The organism is Kitasatospora sp. NPDC098663, assembly GCF_044760075.1.
Taxonomy (GTDB): domain Bacteria; phylum Actinomycetota; class Actinomycetes; order Streptomycetales; family Streptomycetaceae; genus Kitasatospora.
The window spans coordinates 98,034-115,598 of sequence record NZ_JBIWAP010000011.1 but is presented as its reverse complement, the minus strand read 5'-3'; the positions used below and the strand labels follow the sequence as shown (position 1 = coordinate 115,598).

General features: G+C 72.8%; 21 protein-coding genes. 16 read left to right on the top strand and 5 right to left on the bottom strand.

What is annotated here, in order from left to right; translation table 11 throughout:
- The first annotated feature begins 487 nt into the window (after positions 1 to 487).
- On the top strand, positions 488 to 937 hold the full coding sequence (locus ACIQVZ_RS14645) for a hypothetical protein (protein ID WP_159398753.1): 450 nt from the start codon (positions 488 to 490) through the stop codon (positions 935 to 937).
- Positions 938 to 1,057: 120 nt separating this feature from the next.
- Here ACIQVZ_RS14645 and ACIQVZ_RS14640 read toward each other — a convergent pair whose 3' ends face one another.
- Entirely contained in the window at positions 1,058 to 2,053 is a 996-nt protein-coding gene (locus tag ACIQVZ_RS14640; RefSeq protein ID WP_402450070.1) for a LuxR C-terminal-related transcriptional regulator, read from the bottom strand.
- A 174-nt stretch (positions 2,054 to 2,227) separates the two neighbouring features.
- On the opposite strand from ACIQVZ_RS14640, the gene ACIQVZ_RS14635 reads away from it, so the two are divergent.
- The 7 genes from ACIQVZ_RS14635 (at position 2,228) to ACIQVZ_RS14605 (ending at position 10,079) form a co-directional block, all read left to right on the top strand.
- On the top strand, positions 2,228 to 2,548 hold the full coding sequence (locus ACIQVZ_RS14635; protein ID WP_402450068.1) for a hypothetical protein: 321 nt from the start codon (positions 2,228 to 2,230) through the stop codon (positions 2,546 to 2,548).
- Positions 2,549 to 2,743: 195 nt separating this feature from the next.
- Positions 2,744 to 2,959, top strand: a complete 216-nt coding sequence (locus ACIQVZ_RS14630; RefSeq protein WP_350881304.1) for a hypothetical protein — start codon at positions 2,744 to 2,746, stop codon at positions 2,957 to 2,959.
- A 186-nt stretch (positions 2,960 to 3,145) separates the two neighbouring features.
- On the top strand, positions 3,146 to 4,912 hold the full coding sequence (locus ACIQVZ_RS14625) for a hypothetical protein (RefSeq protein ID WP_402450066.1): 1,767 nt from the start codon (positions 3,146 to 3,148) through the stop codon (positions 4,910 to 4,912).
- Positions 4,913 to 5,079: 167 nt separating this feature from the next.
- Positions 5,080 to 6,510 carry a transglycosylase family protein gene (locus tag ACIQVZ_RS14620; protein ID WP_402450063.1) on the top strand — a complete coding sequence of 477 codons (1,431 nt, stop codon included), beginning with the start codon at positions 5,080 to 5,082 and terminating at the stop codon, positions 6,508 to 6,510.
- A gap of 328 nt (positions 6,511 to 6,838) precedes the next feature.
- Entirely contained in the window at positions 6,839 to 8,050 is a 1,212-nt protein-coding gene (locus ACIQVZ_RS14615; RefSeq protein WP_402450286.1) for a Cmx/CmrA family chloramphenicol efflux MFS transporter, read from the top strand.
- Between the two features lie 308 nt (positions 8,051 to 8,358).
- On the top strand, positions 8,359 to 8,847 hold the full coding sequence (locus ACIQVZ_RS14610) for a hypothetical protein (protein WP_402450060.1): 489 nt from the start codon (positions 8,359 to 8,361) through the stop codon (positions 8,845 to 8,847).
- Positions 8,848 to 8,915: 68 nt separating this feature from the next.
- A complete protein-coding gene (locus ACIQVZ_RS14605) occupies positions 8,916 to 10,079 on the top strand; it encodes a hypothetical protein (RefSeq protein ID WP_402450057.1) in 1,164 nt (387 codons plus the stop codon).
- An 85-nt stretch (positions 10,080 to 10,164) separates the two neighbouring features.
- Here ACIQVZ_RS14605 and ACIQVZ_RS14600 read toward each other — a convergent pair whose 3' ends face one another.
- The gene (locus ACIQVZ_RS14600; protein ID WP_402450054.1) at positions 10,165 to 10,908 is read right to left on the bottom strand and encodes a class I SAM-dependent methyltransferase; all 744 of its coding nucleotides are present in this window, start codon (positions 10,906 to 10,908) and stop codon (positions 10,165 to 10,167) included.
- A gap of 261 nt (positions 10,909 to 11,169) precedes the next feature.
- On the opposite strand from ACIQVZ_RS14600, the gene ACIQVZ_RS14595 reads away from it, so the two are divergent.
- The gene (locus ACIQVZ_RS14595; protein ID WP_402450051.1) at positions 11,170 to 11,484 is read left to right on the top strand and encodes a hypothetical protein; all 315 of its coding nucleotides are present in this window, start codon (positions 11,170 to 11,172) and stop codon (positions 11,482 to 11,484) included.
- Here ACIQVZ_RS14595 and ACIQVZ_RS14590 read toward each other — a convergent pair.
- Positions 11,468 to 11,959 (bottom strand): Ser-Thr-rich GPI-anchored membrane family protein, encoded by a 492-nt coding sequence (locus ACIQVZ_RS14590; protein ID WP_402450049.1) that lies wholly within the window; start codon positions 11,957 to 11,959, stop codon positions 11,468 to 11,470. The two genes, ACIQVZ_RS14595 and ACIQVZ_RS14590, sit on opposite strands and share 17 nt — an antisense overlap.
- 239 nt (positions 11,960 to 12,198) lie before the next feature.
- Between ACIQVZ_RS14590 and ACIQVZ_RS14585 the strand changes: the two genes are divergently transcribed.
- The gene (locus ACIQVZ_RS14585; RefSeq protein ID WP_402450048.1) at positions 12,199 to 12,453 is read left to right on the top strand and encodes a hypothetical protein; all 255 of its coding nucleotides are present in this window, start codon (positions 12,199 to 12,201) and stop codon (positions 12,451 to 12,453) included.
- 169 nt (positions 12,454 to 12,622) lie between these two features.
- Here the strand turns inward: ACIQVZ_RS14585 and cynR are convergent, their stop codons facing one another.
- Positions 12,623 to 13,531 carry a transcriptional regulator CynR gene (gene cynR / locus ACIQVZ_RS14580; protein ID WP_402450046.1) on the bottom strand — a complete coding sequence of 303 codons (909 nt, stop codon included), beginning with the start codon at positions 13,529 to 13,531 and terminating at the stop codon, positions 12,623 to 12,625.
- A gap of 123 nt (positions 13,532 to 13,654) precedes the next feature.
- Here cynR and ACIQVZ_RS14575 point away from each other — a divergent pair, with 123 nt between their 5' ends.
- From ACIQVZ_RS14575 to ACIQVZ_RS14565, 3 genes are all read left to right on the top strand, one after another.
- Positions 13,655 to 14,269 carry a carbonic anhydrase gene (locus tag ACIQVZ_RS14575; RefSeq protein WP_402450043.1) on the top strand — a complete coding sequence of 205 codons (615 nt, stop codon included), beginning with the start codon at positions 13,655 to 13,657 and terminating at the stop codon, positions 14,267 to 14,269.
- Positions 14,270 to 14,356: 87 nt separating this feature from the next.
- Positions 14,357 to 14,827, top strand: coding sequence for a cyanase (gene cynS / locus ACIQVZ_RS14570; RefSeq protein ID WP_350881326.1), 471 nt, complete (start codon positions 14,357 to 14,359; stop codon positions 14,825 to 14,827).
- A 77-nt stretch (positions 14,828 to 14,904) separates the two neighbouring features.
- Positions 14,905 to 15,405 carry a nucleoside deaminase gene (locus ACIQVZ_RS14565; protein ID WP_350881328.1) on the top strand — a complete coding sequence of 167 codons (501 nt, stop codon included), beginning with the start codon at positions 14,905 to 14,907 and terminating at the stop codon, positions 15,403 to 15,405.
- A 164-nt stretch (positions 15,406 to 15,569) separates the two neighbouring features.
- On the opposite strand, the gene ACIQVZ_RS14560 is transcribed toward ACIQVZ_RS14565, so the two are convergent.
- The gene (locus ACIQVZ_RS14560) at positions 15,570 to 16,169 is read right to left on the bottom strand and encodes a DUF5919 domain-containing protein (protein ID WP_402450040.1); all 600 of its coding nucleotides are present in this window, start codon (positions 16,167 to 16,169) and stop codon (positions 15,570 to 15,572) included.
- Positions 16,170 to 16,526: 357 nt separating this feature from the next.
- On the opposite strand from ACIQVZ_RS14560, the gene ACIQVZ_RS14555 reads away from it, so the two are divergent.
- From ACIQVZ_RS14555 to ACIQVZ_RS14545, 3 genes are all read left to right on the top strand, one after another.
- A complete protein-coding gene (locus ACIQVZ_RS14555) occupies positions 16,527 to 16,733 on the top strand; it encodes a hypothetical protein (protein WP_402450038.1) in 207 nt (68 codons plus the stop codon).
- Positions 16,733 to 16,981 (top strand): hypothetical protein, encoded by a 249-nt coding sequence (locus ACIQVZ_RS14550; protein ID WP_402450035.1) that lies wholly within the window; start codon positions 16,733 to 16,735, stop codon positions 16,979 to 16,981. Before ACIQVZ_RS14555 ends, ACIQVZ_RS14550 begins: the two co-directional genes overlap by 1 nt.
- A gap of 74 nt (positions 16,982 to 17,055) precedes the next feature.
- Entirely contained in the window at positions 17,056 to 17,529 is a 474-nt protein-coding gene (locus tag ACIQVZ_RS14545; protein ID WP_402450032.1) for an NUDIX domain-containing protein, read from the top strand.
- Positions 17,530 to 17,565: the final 36 nt, after the last annotated feature.

The window sequence follows — 17,565 nt, the reverse complement described above, 5'->3', positions numbered from 1 at the left end:
CGGTGTGCGAAGGAATTCGAGTGGACCGCGCCGTACGCCAGGGGTCGGAATTCCGGCAGCGGAGTGATCATCTGATGGGGAATCGGTGAAGGTCCGACAAATCCCCCCGGGTGGACGGAAACGGACGCGCGTAGCGTCACCCGCGCGACCGGTCCACTTGGCCCGCGGGCGCAGGCCCTCCCGCCCCCGACCGGGCCCCGTCACCGGCCCCGGCCCGCCCGCAGGCCCCGCGCCGCGGCCGCCCGGCAAAACCCCGAACCCGCACGAGGGGGCGGCTGCTCCGTACCCGGAACGGGCCGCGCGACACGGGCCGCCCATCACTGCACAGAGACGCTGGCAAAGTCAAGAAAAACCACCCGAACGGGGGGGTCCACTTCTACGCCGGAGCGCGGTCGTGATGTACAACACGCTGGCACCCCAAGCGAGTTGACTGATAGGAATCACCCCGGGGGACCCGACCATCAGCTCACACCTCTGGGAGGGAACCATGAAGAACCGCTTCGTACGTCGTGCGGGTGTTGTGGTGGCCGGCCTCGCCGTCCTGACAGTCGGCTTCGGCAGCACGGCGGCCATGGCGGCCGCCCCGGCCCCGGCCCCGGTCGCAGTAGTCCAGAACGTCACGCCCGCCATCACGGACGTGCAGACCTGGACCTACGTCACCGGCCCGCTGGAGACCACGCTCACCCTCGACACGACCGCCCGCTCCGCGTCCATCGTGGTGTACGCGAACGTACCGTTCCTCGGCAAGGTCAAGGTCGGCAGCGCCTCCGGCAGCCTGACCGAAGGCATCACCTTCCACCTGGGCCTGTCGCCGTTCGTCAACGGCACGCAGAGGTTCTACCTGGTCGGCGACGACGTGCACCTGTACTACGACTTCGACGCGCTCGGCAAGCACTACACGGGCGACGTCAAGCTCGGCACGCTCCCGCCGTTCTAGCAGCCCCGCTCCAACACCCCCGGCGCCGCCCGCCGCCCCCGCGACCCGGGGGCGGCGGGCGGACCCACACCCGCACCAGCCGCCCGGCCCCCGCCACGGCCACCCGCGCGAACGCCGGCCCTACACCTGCTGCGGCAGCCAGCCGTTCTGCACCGCCCGCATCCCGAACTCGAAACGACTGCGCGCACCCAGCCGCTCCATCAGATCCGTCGCCACCCGCCGCGCCGTCCGCGACGACACCCCCAACCGCTTGGCGATCGCCTCGTCCGTCAGCCCCTGCGCCAGCAACCGCACCACCGTCGACTCCTGCGCACTGAGCCCGCCCTCGTCCCGCACCACCGACGGCCCCAGCTCCCGCGCCTGACCCCACACGTGCTCGAACAGCGCGCACAGCGCCACCAGCGTCCCGTGACCGGTCAGCACGACCGCCCCCGCGCGGGTGTCCTCCCCGCTGACCGGGATCAGCGCCGTCGACCGATCGAAGATGATCATCCGGGTCGGCAGCTCCGGCACCGTCCGCACCTCCCCGCCCAGCTCCGCCAGCCAGCCCACGTACGCCACCGTCGGCTGGCTGTTGCGCACACTGTCCAGGTACACCGTCCGCATCCGCACCCCCCGGCCCAGCAGATCCCGGTCATGCGGCCGGGACGCCTCGATGCTCTCCGGAGAATGCCCCCCACCCGGCGCGAAGGTCATGATCTCCGCCGTCAGACCACGGGCCAGCGAAGCGATCCGGTCCCGGATCTGGTCCAGGCCCACCAACTGCTCCACCCCCGCGTGCGAGGCGGCCGGCCGCAGGTCCGCGTACTCCGCGATCAACTGCGCGGCCGCCGCCCGGGACGCCTCGATCCGCAGCTGCTGCGCCGCCAGATCGGCCTGCTGGCGGGCCATCAGCAACTCCATGCCGACCTGCGGCGACACCGCACGCAGCTCGCCCTCCCGCTCGTAGGAGGGCCGGATCAGCGCCAGCTCGCTCAGCAGGTCCAGGCAGCGCCGGACATCCTCCTCGCCGCGCCCGAGCCGCTCCGCCAGCGCCCGCACCCCGTCGCCGGGATGCGCGAGCATGCTGCGGTAGACGCTCTCCGACACGGCATCCAGCCCGAGTGCGGTCAGCATGCCTCGTTACCCCCCGGTGTGTAAGGCCTGAATCGCCAATCGCTGCGTACGCGATCATCGCACGCGAGTGCGAGAGGGGGCCAGCAAGGGCCCCTGGACGGTTCCGGACACCGCCGGAACCGTCCGGGTTGATCCTCTATGCCGGGATGCCGACGGTTCGGCAGAGTCCGTTCCATGTACCTGATTCACGCCGAGATCCAGGCCCCGGCCCCGGCCCCGGCCTCGGGAGCAGCGCTCGCACCCGACACCGCCGGGGTGCTGCTGGCGAGCGCGCGGCCCCAGGAGCGCATCGAACACGTCTCCGTGCACGAGGGGGCCGGCCCCGGCGCCGTCCTCGGCGTCTACCTGGTCGCCGGCCGGCTGAGCGCCGCCGAGACCGTCGTCGACGCGTTCTGCCGGCGCGCGGTCGAGACCGTCCCCGCGCTGCGCGGCTGGACGCTCACCCGCGTCGGCGCCCCGCTCGTCACGCCGTTCTACGAGCGCCTGCTGGACTGATCCGGCCCGGCTGGACGGATCCGGACGCTGCCGTTTCCGTCCACCGGAGAACCCTTCCACCCACTCTGAACTGCGACGAAGCTAGTACTCGCCAGCAGGGCCCACCGCCCGGAGGCAAACCGGCCGAGCGTCAACCGCGGGACGCGACACCGGACCCACCGCCACTCGTCCAGTTCTCGAAAGAGGTCCACTCCCATGCTTCGCACCCCGCTCGCCAAGGCCGCCGCGGTCGCCGCCCTCGCCCTCGCCGCCGCCCTGCCGATCGCCGGCCAGGCCTCGGCGAACACCATCTGGGACAGCCCCGCGCCCGCCCCGGCCGCCACGACGGCGAACACCATCTGGGACAGCCCCGCGCCGGTCACCGCCCCCGCGCCGGTCACCGTCACCCCGGCCAACACCATCTGGGACTGACCCGCCCCGCGCCGGCCACCGCCGTGAACACCATCCGGGACTGACCCGCCCCGCCGTCGCCCGAGGCCACCCGACCGCTGCTCCTGCAGGGCAGCTGTCCGCCTCCCCTCCGGGCCACGCCCCCCGACTTCCCGCGCCTGCCGCTCCGGCGCCACCACCTCTTTCACACCGTCAGGACGTGTCGCCATGCCCTCCGCGCTCTCCAAGCTCGCCCGCGTCACCCTCGCCGCCTCCATCGCCGCCTCCGGCGCGATAGCCGCCACGGCCTTCACCACCACCGCGGCCCACGCCGCCGCCTCGTCCACCGTCGGCGGCCAGATCAGCCGGTCGGAGATCCTCTCCCGCGCCCAGTACTGGTTCAACCAGAACCCGGGCCTCACCTACAACCAGGGCGCGACCTTCCCCGACTCCAGCGGCCGCTACTACCGCAAGGACTGCTCCGGCTACGTCTCCATGGCCTGGCACCTGGGCTACAGCGCCACCACCCGGTCCATCGCCGACTCCGAGACCTACCCGATCTCGCGCAGCGACCTGCGCCCCGGGGACGTCCTCAACAGCTACTACGACCACGTCCTGCTCTTCGAGAAGTGGGACGACGCCAACCACACCACCTTCTCCTACTACTCCTTCGGCTCCACCCCGGTGAAGCACGTCACCGGCGCCTCCATCAACGCCGCGAAGTTCGACTCGCACCCCAACGGCGACTACAAGGCGCTGCGCTACAAGAACGTCGTCGAGGACGTCAGCACCTCCCCGTCCTCGCTGCCCTCCGGCACCCTGGTCAAGTCCCCGAACGGCCCCTCGGTCAAGGTCATCATCAACGGCGCGGGCCTGCCGGTCGCCGGCTCCGACGTCGCCGCCGACGGCTACGACCTGAGCAAGATCGTCCAGGTCGACGACGGCGCCTTCAACGCCCTGCCCACCGTGCCGCCGCCCGGCACCGTGGTCCACGACCAGGGCGGCGGCTCCTCCCGCTACGTCGTGGTCGGCGGCGCGGCGCTGTTCATCTCCGGCTCGGACTGGACCGCCGACGGCTACAATACCCGCCCCGACATGGGCGTCCCGTCCAGCTGGCTGCAGGGCGCGATCAACACCGGCCCGGCCACCGGACTCGTCGTGATGGACCAGTCCGGCACCGACGCCGGCCGCTACGTCGTCGTCAACGGCACCGCCATGCACATCTCCGCCTCCGAGTGGACCGCCGACGGCTACAACACCCAGTCCCTGATGGGCGTGCCCAGCGACTGGCTGAAGGCCGCCATCGCCAAGCCCATGCCCAACGGCACCGTCCTGATGGACCAGTCCGGCACCGACCCCAGCCGCTACGTCGTCGTCGGCGGCGCCGCCGTGCACATCTCCGCCTCCGAGTGGACCGCCGACGGCTACAACCTCCAGTCCCTGATGGGCGTGCCCGGCGAGTGGCTCAACACCACGGCCAAGAAGACCGTCCCGGACGGCACCCTGATCAAGGGCCAGGCCGGCACCGACCCGTCGATCTACGTCATGGTCAACAACTCCGCGCTGCCGATGACCAACGCCGAGTTCACCACCGTCTACGCCAACCAGCCGGTCCTGGGCGTCCCGGAGGAATGGGAGGCCGCCGAGGTCGCCCGCCCGCTCGCCAACGGCACCCTGATCACCAACGCCGCCGGCACCGACTCCACCGTCTTCGTGATGGCCGGCGGCCTGGCCGTCCCGCTCACCTACGCCGACTTCACCGGCTACGGCTACGACAAGCTGCCGCTGCGCGGCGTCCCCGGCAGCTGGGAGCAGTCGGCCGCCGCCAAGAGCGCCCCCGCCGACGGCACCCTGCTCCAGTCCTCCGACGGCCCCACCGTCTGGCAGGTCGTCAACGGCGGCAGCAAGAAGGCAGCCGCGCCCGGCTCCTACAACGCCGCCGACGTGGTGAAGGTCCCGACCGCGCTGACCGCCAAGCTCCCCACCGTCGCCTGACGCACCCACGCCGCCAGGGCGGCCCGGCCACCGCCGGCCGGGCCGCCCCGCGCCCGCACCGCCCCGCGCCCGCACACCCCGCTCGCACCGCACCCGCACGCACCGCGCCCCGCCGCGCCCGCTCGTCCGAGCCGCCGACCCGCATCCGCCCCAGGGGGAATCCCGTCATGACCGCCGCCGCCCGCAAGACACCGGCCCTCGCCGCCGCCACCGCCCTGCTCGCCCTCGCCGCCCCGCTCGCCCTCGGCGGCCAGGCCTCCGCGGCCTCGGTGTCCACCTGGGACAAGGTCGCCCAGTGCGAGAGCGGCGGCAACTGGAGCATCAACACCAACAACGGCTACTACGGCGGCCTCCAGTTCTCCCAGAGCACCTGGCTCGCCTACGGCGGCAGCCAGTACGCCCCCTACGCCAACCGGGCGACCAAGCAGCAGCAGATCCTGATCGCCGAGAAGGTCCTCGCCGGGCAGGGCGAGCGGGCCTGGCCGCGCTGCGGCCCGGCGGCCGGCCTGGGCGCCGACCACGCCAACCCCTACCCGGCCGGCACCTCCTACCCCGACCCGGCGTCACTGCCCACCGGCACGCTCGTCAAGTCGCCCAACGGCGCCTCGGTCAAGGTCCTGATCAGCGGCGCCGGCCTGCCCGTCACCGGCTCCGACGTCGCCCCCGACGGCTACGACCTGAGCAGGATCGTCCTGGTGGACGACGCCCGCTTCAACGCCCTGCCCACCACCCCGCCCGAGGGCACCGTCGTCCACGACCAGGCCGGCGGCAGCGCCCGCTACGTCGTCGTTGCCGGCGCGGCGCTGACCATCTCCGGAGCGGACTGGACGGCGGCCGGCTACAACACCCGCCCCGACCTGGGCGTCCCCACCGCCTGGCTGCAGAACGCGCTCACCAACACCCTCCCGACCGGCCTCGTCGTCCACGACCAGGCCGGCGGCAACGCCCGCTACGTCGTCGTCTCCGGCGCCGCCCTGCCCATCTCCGGCGCCGAATGGACCGCCGACGGCTACAACACCCGCGCCGACATGGGCGTCCCCGGCGCCTGGCTCGCCTCCGCCACCCAGGCCACCGTCCCGAACGGCACCGTCGTCAACGGCCAGGCCGGTACCGACCCGTCGATGTACGTCATGGTCAACGGCAGCGCCCTGCACATCTCCGGCAGCGAGTGGACCGCCGACGGCTACAACACCAAGACCCTGATGGGCGTGCCCGAGGCCTGGCTGCAGGGCGCCGTCGCCAAGCCCCTGAAGAACGGCACGGTCCTCACCGACGCCGCCGGCACCGACTCCACCGTCTACGTGATGGCCGGCGGCCTGGCGGTCTCCCTGACCTACGCCGACTTCACCGCGATGGGCTACGACAAGCAGCCGCTCATGGGCGTCCCCGGCACCTGGCTGGGCGCGGCCGCCGCCAAGAGCGCCCCCGCCGACGGCACCCTGCTGCTCTCGCCCGACAGCCCCACCGTCTGGCTGGTCGCGGGCGGCGGGAAGAAGGCCCTGACCGCAGCCGACTTCGGCCCCGGCAAGTACAGCCTCGCCGACGTGGTCAGCGTCCCGACCGCGCTGACCGCCAAGCTCCCGACCACCACCGCGTAACCCTGGCCCCCGAACACCCCGAGCCGCCCGGCCACACCCGCCGGGCGGCTCGGGCGCGTTCCGGAGACGCCCGAAACCCGCGTGCCCCACCGGGCACCGCTCCGGTAGCCTGCAGACCATGTCGAGCCCCGAGGCATCCAGGGTGGGGGCTTTCGGTCACGCGCCGTCAGCCCCCTGAACCCCCGAGCCGCACACACCCCGCCCTCCCGCCGCACCCCGCGGCCGGACGGGCACGCCCTCAGGCCCCGGGCGCTGACCGCGGTGACGAGACGCCGACCTCCCGCGCATCTCCTCACTCCGGAGCCCCCAGATGTCCCCGACACGCCCGATGCCCCTCCCGCTGTACCTCCTCGCCCTGGCCGTCTTCGCCATGGGCACCTCCGAGTTCATGCTCGCCGGCCTCCTGCCCGACCTCGCCGCCGACCTCGGCGTGAGCCTCGGGGCGGCCGGCCTGCTCGGCCCCGCCTTCGCCGCCGCAATGGCCCTCGGCGCCCCACTGATGGCCGCCCTCGCCCGCACCTGGCCCGCCCGCACCAGCCTCCTCGGCCTCCTCCTCGCCTTCGCCGCCGCCCACGCCGCGGGCGCCGTCACCACCAGCCTCCCGCTCCTGTGCGCCACCCGCGTCGCCGCCGCCCTCGCCTGCGCCGGCTTCCTCGCCGTCGCCCTGACCACCGCCGCCACCCTGGTCGCCCCCGACCGCAAGGGCCGCGCCCTGGCCGTCCTGCTCTCCGGCACCACGCTCGCCACCATCGTCGGCGTCCCGGCAGGCGCCGCCCTCGGCACCCTGCTCGGCTGGCGCGCCACCTTCTGGGCCGTCGCCGCCCTCTGCCTGCCCGCCGCCGCCGGCCTCCTGCGCGGCATCCCGGCCGCACCCGCCCCACACGACAGCGCCCCACACGACAGCGCCCCACACGACAGCGCCCCGCATGACACCGCCGAACCGGCGCTGCGCACCGAACTCGCCCAACTGCGCCGCCCCCGTCTGCTCCTGGTCATGGCGCTCGGCGCCCTGGTGAACGCCGCGACCTTCGCCGGCTTCACCTTCCTCGCCCCCGTCGTCACCGACACCGCCGAACTGGGCCGGCTCTGGATCCCCGTCGCCCTGGTGCTCTTCGGCGCCGGCTCCCTGCTCGGCGTCACCACCGCCGGACGCCTCGCCGACCACCGCCCCCGCCTGCTCCTCGCGGCCGGCGGCCCGCTGCTCCTCGCCGGCTGGCCCGCCCTCGCCGTCCTGGCCGAGGAGCCGGCCGCGCTGCTGGCCCTGGTGTTCGTGCAGGGCGCGCTGTCGTTCGCACTGGGCGCCACCCTGATCACCCGGGTCCTCTACGAGGCGGCCGCCGCCCCCACCATGGCCGGCTCGTACGCGACCGCGGCCCTCAACGTCGGCGCCGCCACCGGCCCGCTGGTCGCCGCCACCACCCTGGGATCCAGCGCCGGGCCGCTGGGCCCACTGTGGGCGAGCGCCCTGCTCGTCCTGCTCGCGCTGCTCGCCGCTGTCCCGCTGCGCGAGGTGCTCGCCCCCCGCCACGGCGGTGCGTAACAGGCCCCGGGCCGCACCTCGCGGCAGCCGCGCCGTGGGGAGTCGGCGTGGGGAGTCGGCGTGGCCGGCTCCCCACGGCGGCCGTACGCCCCGTCGGTGGGCACGGCCCCGGCGCGGCACCATCCGTGTACGCCCTTCACGTCCTGCCGTGAGCCGGTGATGCCCCCCGCGCCCCGTGGCGTCCGCCGGGGCACCGGCGCGTCGACGCCGGCGGGCGCGGGCCGACCCCCTTGACTTGGGGGGCGGGGCGCCCCGGACCGGTTCCGCCGTGTGTGTGCCCCGCGCCCGCCGGTTCGGAGAGGACGGCCTTGAAGGTTCTGACGCACAACGTGATGTTCCTGTCCTGGCTGACGCAGAAGAGCGAGGGCGACTGGGACAACGCGGCGCGCTCGCGGCTGATCGCCGAGTCCGCGTACGTCGCGGACCACGACGTGCTGGTCTTCCAGGAACTCTTCGACCCCGGCCCCTCCGAGGAGCTGATGCAGGGCCTGGAGGGCCGGGGGTACCGCCACTCGCCCGACTTCCACGACGTCCTGGGCTTCGGGAACCTCCAGGAGGCGGGCCCCCGGACGGGCTGGAAGTACTCCTTCGACACCATCGCCAACGACGCCGCCCTGCACCGCCACCCGGCCGACCCCGCCGAGGACACGGACCGCGTCCTGCTCCGCAAGGGCCACGCCCCGCCGTGCGACGCCTGGACGAGCGAGGTCCTGAAGACCGCCTCGCCGAGCTGGGAGACGGGCGGCCGGGCCTTCACCGACTACAGCGACCACTACCCGGTGACCGCGGGCCGCTGAGCCCGGGCCGGCCGCGGACCGGCACGTCCGTTCCGGGAGTCGCGAGCCGTCCGACAGGAGGAGCGGATATGAGCTACTCGGCACCACAGCAGTTCGGCGAACTCACCTTCGTCTTCAGCACCGGCGAGACGAGACCGCCCGAGGGCTACCACGCCCTGTGCAGCGTCATCCCCGACGACGCCCCGATGACCTGGGTGCGTGGGAGCACCGGCGGCTCGGCCGCGCTGGCCGAGCCCAAGCAGTGGCGCAAGGTCACCGACTCCGACGGGGTGCTGCGCGGCCTGGTGCCGGTGGCCCCTCCCGGGTACCGGGCGCTGAGCGCGCTGTGGTCCTCGGACACGGTCCACGGGCCCCGTGACGTCCTGCGCGACCTCGGCGGCGCGGCCTTCGTCGCCCAGGGCGACCTGCGCTGCGTGAAGGAGGAGATCGGCGGACGCCCCTACGTGGCCGTCGGCGCCTGGCGCGGGCGCGGCGGGCTGGAGATCCCCGAGACCGTCCGCCCCGAGACGATCCCCGGCGGCACGGGCTGCCTGCTGACCCCCGGCATCGCGACCTGGATCTCCTACTTCGACGGCGACTACGAGGGGGAGGACCCCGGTGACGTCCACGTGCTGGACGTGCCGATGCGGCAGGTCCGGCAGGGGACGGCGAAGGGCCCGGCCGTCACGGACGGAGGCGAGGTGCCCGAGCGGACCGAACCGGTCGTCGACCGGGAGGTGGTCCTCCCGTGCACCGCCGTCCTCGACCGGGGCGCGTCCACGGAGTGGATCCTGCGCAACTCGCCGACGTACACGGTGCGGCGCAAGCGGTTCTACACCCGGGTCGCGGTCACCGACCTGCGGGAGGACCCGGGCCCGGGCACGGTCGGCGCCACCGTCCCGTGGGGGGTGGACGAGGCGCAGTCGCAGGCCTGCCGCGAAGCCGTCGGACTGTCCGCGGGGTTCGAGGCGGGCGTCGAGATCGAGGGCCGCGGCGCCAGGGCGGCCGCCTCCCTCAGCCGCGAACTCGGCTACGACAGCACGCGTTTCGTCGCCGCCATGACCCGGGAGCGGCAGGAGGTCCGCGCCCCCGCGCCGGGCCTGCACCTCACCGCGCTGTACGTCGAGAGCCACCGCATCGAGGTCGTCCGCAACGACCCGGACCACACGCTCCCCTCGGGCCGGGCGGGCCTGACGTTCAACGCCCACGCGTCCTGGACGGCGCCCGCCCACCCGCCGCGCCCGGCCCGCTGAGGGGCCGGCCGGGCGGTGGCTACGCCCGGCCGGCCGGCCCTGTTGGCCTTCGACCGGAGCTGAGGCGCAGACGGCTGCGGGCCGGTCAGGCGCGGCAGCGCAGCAGTTCCAGTGGCGGGCTGGCGAGGAGGTCCGCCCAGAAGTCCTCGCCGAACTCGCGCAGGCCCGCTTTGGACACCTGCAGCGGGACCCACTCGGCGTCGCCGAACCCGGCCGCCCGCAGGCACTCCTCGTAGACCTCGCGGCGCGGGGCCGCGCCCACGATGCTGATCGGCTGCGGGTCGAGGAGGGCCGTGATCCGCACCCGCGGGCCCGTCTCGATCTCCTCGCCGGTCGGCTCGCAGCGGAACCCGTACCTGTCCAGGGAGGGGCAGTCGAAGCGGTAGTCGGGTTTCTGGGCGAGCACGAAGAACTCCCCGCCCGGCACCAGGCTCCGGTGGATGTTGCGGCACATCCGCTCCATCGCCGCGACGTCCTCGGCGTAGTTGAGGCACTGCACTCCCAGCGCGATGTCGAACTTCCGGTCGAGGGGGCGCAGTTCGGCCACGTCGCCGACCTCGTAGCGCACGCCCAGCGGCTCGCGCCGCTCGATCGCGCGCGCGGCGGCGACCATCTCGACGGAGATGTCGACGCCGAGGACGTCGGCGGCGCCGCGCCGCTTGAACTCCCTGCTGTAGAAGCCGGTGCCGCACGCCAGGTCGAGGACCGACCTGCCGGCCACGTCCCCGACCAGGCCCAGGAAGCTCGGCACCTCCCCGTAACGGATCAGGGGCAGGGACTTGAACCCCTCGAACGCCTCGCCGATCCCGTCGTACTGCTGAACGCCCACGTGCCGCCCTCCTGTGTGTCGCCCGCCGGGTCGCGGCCGTGGCGGAAAGTCTCCTCCGCCCCGCCGGGCCGCCGTACTGGCAGATGACACAAAGAAGTCGGCGGGTGGATCGGGGGCGAACCCTCTGTCGCCCACCACCGCTCCTCGGGGGACGGGGAAACGCCGTCGAAGGGCCATTCGAGTGACGTCCCGCGTCCTCGCGTGTCCGAACGGCCACACTGGCAGCGCTGAGGAAGCCCGTCGTTCAAAGGAGACGAGTCCGTGAAGAGCCTCGGAAGGACGCTGGTCACCGTCGGTGCCGCTGTGGTTCTGTGCATCGCGGTCCCGTCCAACGCCCAAGCCGCGGAAGGGACGTTCACCTACATCAGCAACAACCAGGAGCACACGCTGGAGAATCCCGAGGGCGACCGGTGCTACGACCTCGGCCGCCGCGTCGCCGAGCTGTACAACGACACCGACGCGGAGGCGGCCGTCTTCCTCGGCGCCGGCTGCCAGGACGAGATCGGGACCATCAGGGCGGGTGGTTCGAGCGCCCAGAGCGGCATCGGCTCGGTCAGTTTCACCGACGACGAGTAGCCGGCGCACCCGGCGGTGGGGCGGCCCGGCCGTCCGACGTGATCGTGAAGGGCTCGGACCAGTTGCCGGAATCACCGGACAGGACGACCCGGTAGTCGTCTCCAGGGGGGACGTCCGGCACGGTCACCTCCATCCGTCCCAGCAGGATGTCGAAGTCACTGGCGAGGACCCGGTCGAGGAGGGTGACGCCGCCCACGCGCAAGGCGATGGACCCCGTGCGGTTGGTGATCTGCGCCGGCGGATCCGAGACGTCCCAGGTGACTTCGACCCGCTCGCCGACCCGCCAGACCGCCCCCGCCCGAGGGGAGAGAATGCGCGGCACGTAGACGTCGCGCCGGGACGTGCGCTCGGCGGAGTGGGCGGCCACCGCCGGAGCGGCGGCCTGTGCCCGTGCCGGCACCGTGGCGAGCAGGCTCGGCATGGCGGCGGCGGCCAGTGCCACCACGCCCAGGACGGGTCCGTTCCAGATCCTCATGGCCTCAGTGTCCCGGTTCGGCCCGGGGCGAGCGCACGGACGGGCGCCCCTTCCCTCGATCGGGGGAACGGCCGTCGGCGACGGACGGCCCGTGAGGGGGCGTGGCCCGAGGCCTGAGGGCGGCAAGCGGCCCGTCAGCCGCGTGACGGGGTGTGCGGTGCGGGCGTCACGGCCCCTTTTGCGGTGCGGGTCGGTCGCCTACGGTGGGTCACCCCGAAGACGAGGAGCGGAGGTTCCCTGTGGCGGAGGACGAGGCGACGACGCACTACCGCAGCTATGCCTGGGAGGACGAGCACGGCGTCAAGCACGTGGCAGCGTACCCGGGCGATGAGGAGGCCGACGAGGAGCGCAAGGCCGAGCTGCGGGCGTTGGGCGCCCGCGTGTCGGCGGACCTGGTGGCCGAGCGGGAAGCCGAGCGGCGCAGGACCGGGCGGGTGGTCGGGCGTGCGGGGCCTGCGCTGCGGTTGATCCGTGGTGAGGGCGGTTCGTCCTGAGTGCGTGACCGGGCCCGCCAGTGCGCAGGGCGCGGGCGGGCGGAGTGGGAAGTCGGCCAGGCCGACTTCCCACTCCGCGGTCGTCGGGGTGGTCTTCTCCCGGGCGGGGGTCGCCGGCTCCCGCCCGGTCCGGACCTGCGCCGCCCGGGGCGAACGGGCGCGACCCGCTTCAGGCCGGGCCGTCGGGGTTGTGGTCGAAGGTGTGGGCGCGGTGCCGGGCGAGGTCGCTGAAGGAGCGGGCGGCGGCGCTCTGGTAGGCGGTGTCCCGGCGGAGCAGGGCGACGGCGCGCGAGGGGAGCGGCGGGTCGACCGGGACGGAGCGCAGATGGGGGTGTTCGCGGGTGGTGGCGTCGGGTAGCACGGTGGCCAGGCCGGTGCGTTGGACGATCGCGACGAGCGCGCCGACAGAATTGGCCTCGATGGCGGTCCGCGGCCGGACCCGATGGTCGGCGAGGAACCGGTCGATGTGCTGCCGGGTCGCGAAGTCACCGCTGAGCAGGGCGAGTTGCTGGTCGCCCAGGGCGCGGACCGGGAGCGGGCCCGAGTGGGCCGCGTACGGGTGGTCGGAGGCGACGACGAGGCCGAGGTGCTCGGTGAACAGGGTGGTGGCGGTGATGGCCGGCAGGCGCGCCCCCTCGAAGGCGATGCCGAGGTCGAGCTGGTCGGCGGCCAGCTCGGACTCGATGCGTTCCTGTGCCATCTCGCGGACGTCCAGGCTGATCCCGGGGTGGCGCGCGTGGAAGTCCCCGATGAGCGGCCCGGTCAGGTAGGCGGTGAAGGTCGGGGTCACGGCCAGGCGCAGGGTGCCGCGTGAGAGGTCCTTGACGTCCCGCACCGCGCGCTCGGCCGCCGCGAGGTCGCGCAGGGCCCGGCGCGCGTAGTGGGCGTAGGCCTGGCCGGCGTCGGTGAGGCGCACGGTGCGCCCGGAGCGGTCGAGGAGCTGCACGTGCAGCGAGCTCTCCAGCTGCTTGATCTGCTGCGAGAGGGTCGGCTGCGAGACGTGCAGGGCTTCGGCGGCGCGGGTGAAGTTGGCGTGCTCGGCCACGGCGAGCAGGTACCGGAGGTGGCGCAGTTCCATGAGCCAACTATAGGCAGCACCGATGGCAATGATGGATACCGCGTCTTGGACGCTATAGGCCCAGGTCATGCATCGTTGAGGTCATCGGCAGGCACCAACGGTCGTCGAAGAAGGAGTGACCTCGTGAACGAGATGGCGCAGGGTTTCCAGCGGTTCAGCCGGGAGGTGTTCCCGACCCGGGCTGCACTGTTCAAGAAGCTCGCCACCACCCATCAGCCGACCGCGCTGTTCATCGGCTGCTCGGATGCCCGGGTCGTGCCGGAGCTGATCACCCAGACCGATCCGGGCGAGCTGTTCGTCATCCGCACCGCCGGCAACCTCGTGCCCCCGTACACCCGGGCCGCGGACGGTGTCGCGGCGAGCATCGAGTACGCGGTCGGCGTACTCGGGGTCACGGACGTGATCGTCTGCGGGCACTCCGCGTGCGGCGCGATGACCGCCCTCGCCTCCGGCGGCGACCTCACCGGCCTGCCCGCCGTCGCCACCTGGCTGCACCACGCGGACGTCGCCAAGGCCCGCACCGACGCGGGCGAGCACCCGGCCGGCGCGGAGCGGGTCGCCGCCCTGGTGAAGGACAACGTCCTCGCCCAGCTGGCCAACCTGAAGACCCACCCGTCGGTGGCCAAGGCCCTGGTGCAGGGCAGGGTGACCCTGCACGGCTGGGTCTACGACATCGGATCCGGCTCCGCCGAGACGCTCGACACCGACAGCGGACGGTTCGTCGCCCTGGCGGGCTGACCACCCCGTCCCCTCCGGCCATTGCCTCCCACCACCCCAGACCAGGTCCGGGCACCCGCCCGGACCCATCCCCGAAAGGCACACCCCATGGTGCACGCGCAGTTCGACCAGACCGCCCGTCAGCAGCTCGCCCTGGAGGTCGTCGACGCCAAGACCCGCAAGGACCTCACCTGGCAGGAGCTCGCCGACACGACCGGCCTGTCCGTCGCCTTCGTCACCGCCGCGCTGCTCGGCCAGCACGCCCTGCCCGCCGACGCGGCCAAGGCCGTCACCGAGCTCCTGGGCCTGGACGAGGACGCGGCCCGGCTGCTCCAGACCATCCCGCTGCGCGGCAGCATCCCCGGCGGCATCCCCACCGACCCGACCATCTACCGCTTCTACGAGATGCTCCAGGTCTACGGCACCACCCTCAAGGCCCTGGTCCACGAGCAGCTCGGCGACGGCATCATCAGCGCCATCAACTTCAAGCTCGACGTCAAGACCGTCGAGGACCCGGAGGGCGGCCACCGCGCCGTCATCACCCTGGACGGCAAGTACCTGCCCACCAAGCCGTTCTGATCCCCGGGCGGGCCGGGGTCGACCGACAGGTCCCCCGGCCCGCCGCCCCACCCCCCGACCAGCAAGGAACCGCCACCGTGGACTTCGCCCAGCACACCATCGACCTCGCCCGCCGCAACGTCGCCGAAGGCGGGCGCCCGTTCGCCACCGTCATCGTCAAGGACGGCGAGATCCTCGCCGAGAGTGCGAACAAGGTCGCCCAGACCGGCGACCCCACCGCGCACGCCGAGATCCTCGCCATCCGCGACGCCTGCACGAGGCTCGGCACCGAGCACCTGACCGGCACCACCATCTACGTCCTCGCCCACCCCTGCCCGATGTGTCTGGGCTCGCTCTACTACTGCAGCCCCGACGAGGTCGTCTTCCTCACCACCCGCGACGACTACGAACCGCACTACGTCGACGACCGCAAGTACTTCGAACTCGCCACCTTCTACACCGAGTTCGCCAAGAACTGGGACGAGCGCCGGCTGCCGATGCGCTACCGGCCCAGCGACGCGGCCATCGACGTCTACCGGGCGTGGCGCGAGCGCAACGGCGGCGAACGCCGCGTCGCCGGCGCGCCCACCGCGGCCTGACGAGGGCGCACGCGATGCCCGGGCCGATCGAGAAGGCCGCGCGGATCCGGCTGGAGGACGGCCGGGTCCTCGCCGCCGCAGGTGAAACATAGGGCATCCCGGTCGCGCCGGCGCCCGGGCCGATCAGGCCGCCGCAGTCAGCCTTTTCCTCCACAGGCCACGGGTCACCGGCCGTCGAACTCGCCGGTCCGGATGTTGCTGCCCCGGGACCAGAGTTCTTCGACGTGTTCGGCGAAGCGGTCGAACATGCCGTTCTCCCCGCTGCGCCGCAGGTGCATCAGTGGCGAGTCGTGGCCGACGGTGCGGGCGAGGTGGGGTGTGACGAGGGCGTGCTCGTCGAAGCGGAAGACGGAGAGGCCGACGTGGTTCGGGCCGTCGTCCGGGGCGCTGAACCGGGCCTCGATGCCCTCGGTGCCGGAGAGTTTGGCCAGGTTCTCCAGGGTGACCCTGATCCTGGTGGACACCGTGAGCGTCACGTCCTCGATCTGCTCGCGCTGACGCGTCGTGTCGGAGACCGGATCCCCGAGGAGAAACCGGACCCGGCAGCCGCTCCCGGCCTTGCGCCGCAGAGTCTGCAACAGGGCGGGCTGCTCCAGCCACACGAAGTAGTTGGTGTAGCCGGCGAAGAAGACATCGGACCGGGCCTCGGCGATCAACTGCGCCCAGACCGACCGCGGGCAGGCCGAGCGGTACGGGTAGACGGCGAACACCTCCCGGTCATGCCCGGTCTTGACGTTCGCCCGGACGGTGTTGGGCCAGATCACTCGTTCATCAACCCCTAAAGCCACACAGACATCGATGCGGTTCCGCTGATGCGGTACCAGCGATGCGTCAGAGAGCCAGCGTTCCACTGTCTTAGGTGTAACACCGACCTGGGGTGGCCAATTGACGGGGGGATAGTCGTGCCGCCGCCATACCTTGCTGAAGCGCAGTGTTCAAGAGGAATCCGTGAGACGTTTGGGCTTTCTTGGACGCTAGCGCCAAGACGTGGCAGTTGTCCTTGAGATGGAACATCTATAGACCATCTGGGTGCCGATGATTCTCGCGTAAGCCGCGTGAAGGGAGTCGTGCACATGGAAGCAGACGCGATCGAAGAAGTCCCTCTCGGGGGAAGCGGGGGCGTGACTAGCCAAGCTGGCATTTCGCCCCGGCTCCACGGCTACGGGGTGCGCTGGGACCCGGAGGGCCGGTGTTACCGGGTGCGGAACGAGACGACGGGGGAGTGGCTGCGCTGCGGCACCTCGGGTGAGCTGGCTTCCTTCTCCCCGTTCTCCGCCGCCTTCAGCACGTGGCGGGGGTTCGAGGTCCGGCGCCGGGTGGGGGTGTGATGGGATCCGCCCTCAACCGCGCCACGGCCGACCAGCGGCGCCAGGCGGTCGACGTCCTCGACGACCTGACCGCCGTCCTCGCCTTGGCCGGGGTGAAGTTGCCCTCCGTCGAGGTGGATTGGGAGCACGGCCGCAGGACCGGCTGCTACCTGATCGGCCTCGGCTGCGCCCGCCCGTTCGAACTCCTGCGGGTCGTGGACCTGTTGCGCAAGGGCCTGCGCTACGAGCGCCTCACGTATGACGGCTGAACTCCTCGTCCGCCTGCTGTGGTGGGCCGGCTTCTCCCTCGTACTCCTCGCCGCCCTCAGGAAGTGAACCCCCCGTGCGCGACCCCCGTCTCCTCGCCAAGCCGCCCGTGTGCCGGCTCGGCTGCCTCGTCCTCGTCCGCAACCCACGCGGCGACATCCTCTTGGTCGACCCCGACTACATGGACGGCCTCCTCCTCCCCGGCGGCGCCGCCCAGCCCAACGAGCCCCCGCACCTCGCCGCCGCGCGTCACCTCCTCGCCGAGACCGGCCTCAACCTGCGCCTCACGGACGTTGTGGCCGTCGACTTCACCCCCGCCGACCGTTACCTGGAGCGCCTCAACCTGGTCTTCGACGGCGGCACCGTCACCGAGCACGCCGCCGCCCACCTCACCGTCCCGCCCCGGCACCGCAGCGGCCTGTTCGGCGCCCGCTTCGTCCCCGCCCACGAGCTCCCGGACGTCATGGCCCCCGCCCAGGCCGCCCGCGCCGCCGAAGCCCTCGCCAACCGCGCCGTTCCCCTCCTCCTGCACGGCCAGCGCTCAAGCTGAAGGGTGCGATCTTAAAACCGCCTTTGACGGAGCCGC

Excerpts from the sequence above, each read along its gene's own strand:
- ACIQVZ_RS14645 (WP_159398753.1), top strand. The coding sequence starts at position 488 with ATGAAGAACCGCTTCGTACGTCGTGCGGGTGTTGTGGTGGCCGGCCTC.
- ACIQVZ_RS14640 (WP_402450070.1), bottom strand. The coding sequence starts at position 2,053 with ATGCTGACCGCACTCGGGCTGGATGCCGTGTCGGAGAGCGTCTACCGC.
- ACIQVZ_RS14635 (WP_402450068.1), top strand. The coding sequence starts at position 2,228 with ATGTACCTGATTCACGCCGAGATCCAGGCCCCGGCCCCGGCCCCGGCC.
- ACIQVZ_RS14630 (WP_350881304.1), top strand. The coding sequence starts at position 2,744 with ATGCTTCGCACCCCGCTCGCCAAGGCCGCCGCGGTCGCCGCCCTCGCC.
- ACIQVZ_RS14625 (WP_402450066.1), top strand. The coding sequence starts at position 3,146 with ATGCCCTCCGCGCTCTCCAAGCTCGCCCGCGTCACCCTCGCCGCCTCC.
- ACIQVZ_RS14620 (WP_402450063.1), top strand. The coding sequence starts at position 5,080 with ATGACCGCCGCCGCCCGCAAGACACCGGCCCTCGCCGCCGCCACCGCC.
- ACIQVZ_RS14615 (WP_402450286.1), top strand. The coding sequence starts at position 6,839 with ATGCCCCTCCCGCTGTACCTCCTCGCCCTGGCCGTCTTCGCCATGGGC.
- ACIQVZ_RS14605 (WP_402450057.1), top strand. The coding sequence starts at position 8,916 with ATGAGCTACTCGGCACCACAGCAGTTCGGCGAACTCACCTTCGTCTTC.
- ACIQVZ_RS14590 (WP_402450049.1), bottom strand. The coding sequence starts at position 11,959 with ATGAGGATCTGGAACGGACCCGTCCTGGGCGTGGTGGCACTGGCCGCC.
- cynR (WP_402450046.1), bottom strand. The coding sequence starts at position 13,531 with ATGGAACTGCGCCACCTCCGGTACCTGCTCGCCGTGGCCGAGCACGCC.
- cynS (WP_350881326.1), top strand. The coding sequence starts at position 14,357 with ATGGTGCACGCGCAGTTCGACCAGACCGCCCGTCAGCAGCTCGCCCTG.
- ACIQVZ_RS14550 (WP_402450035.1), top strand. The coding sequence starts at position 16,733 with ATGGGATCCGCCCTCAACCGCGCCACGGCCGACCAGCGGCGCCAGGCG.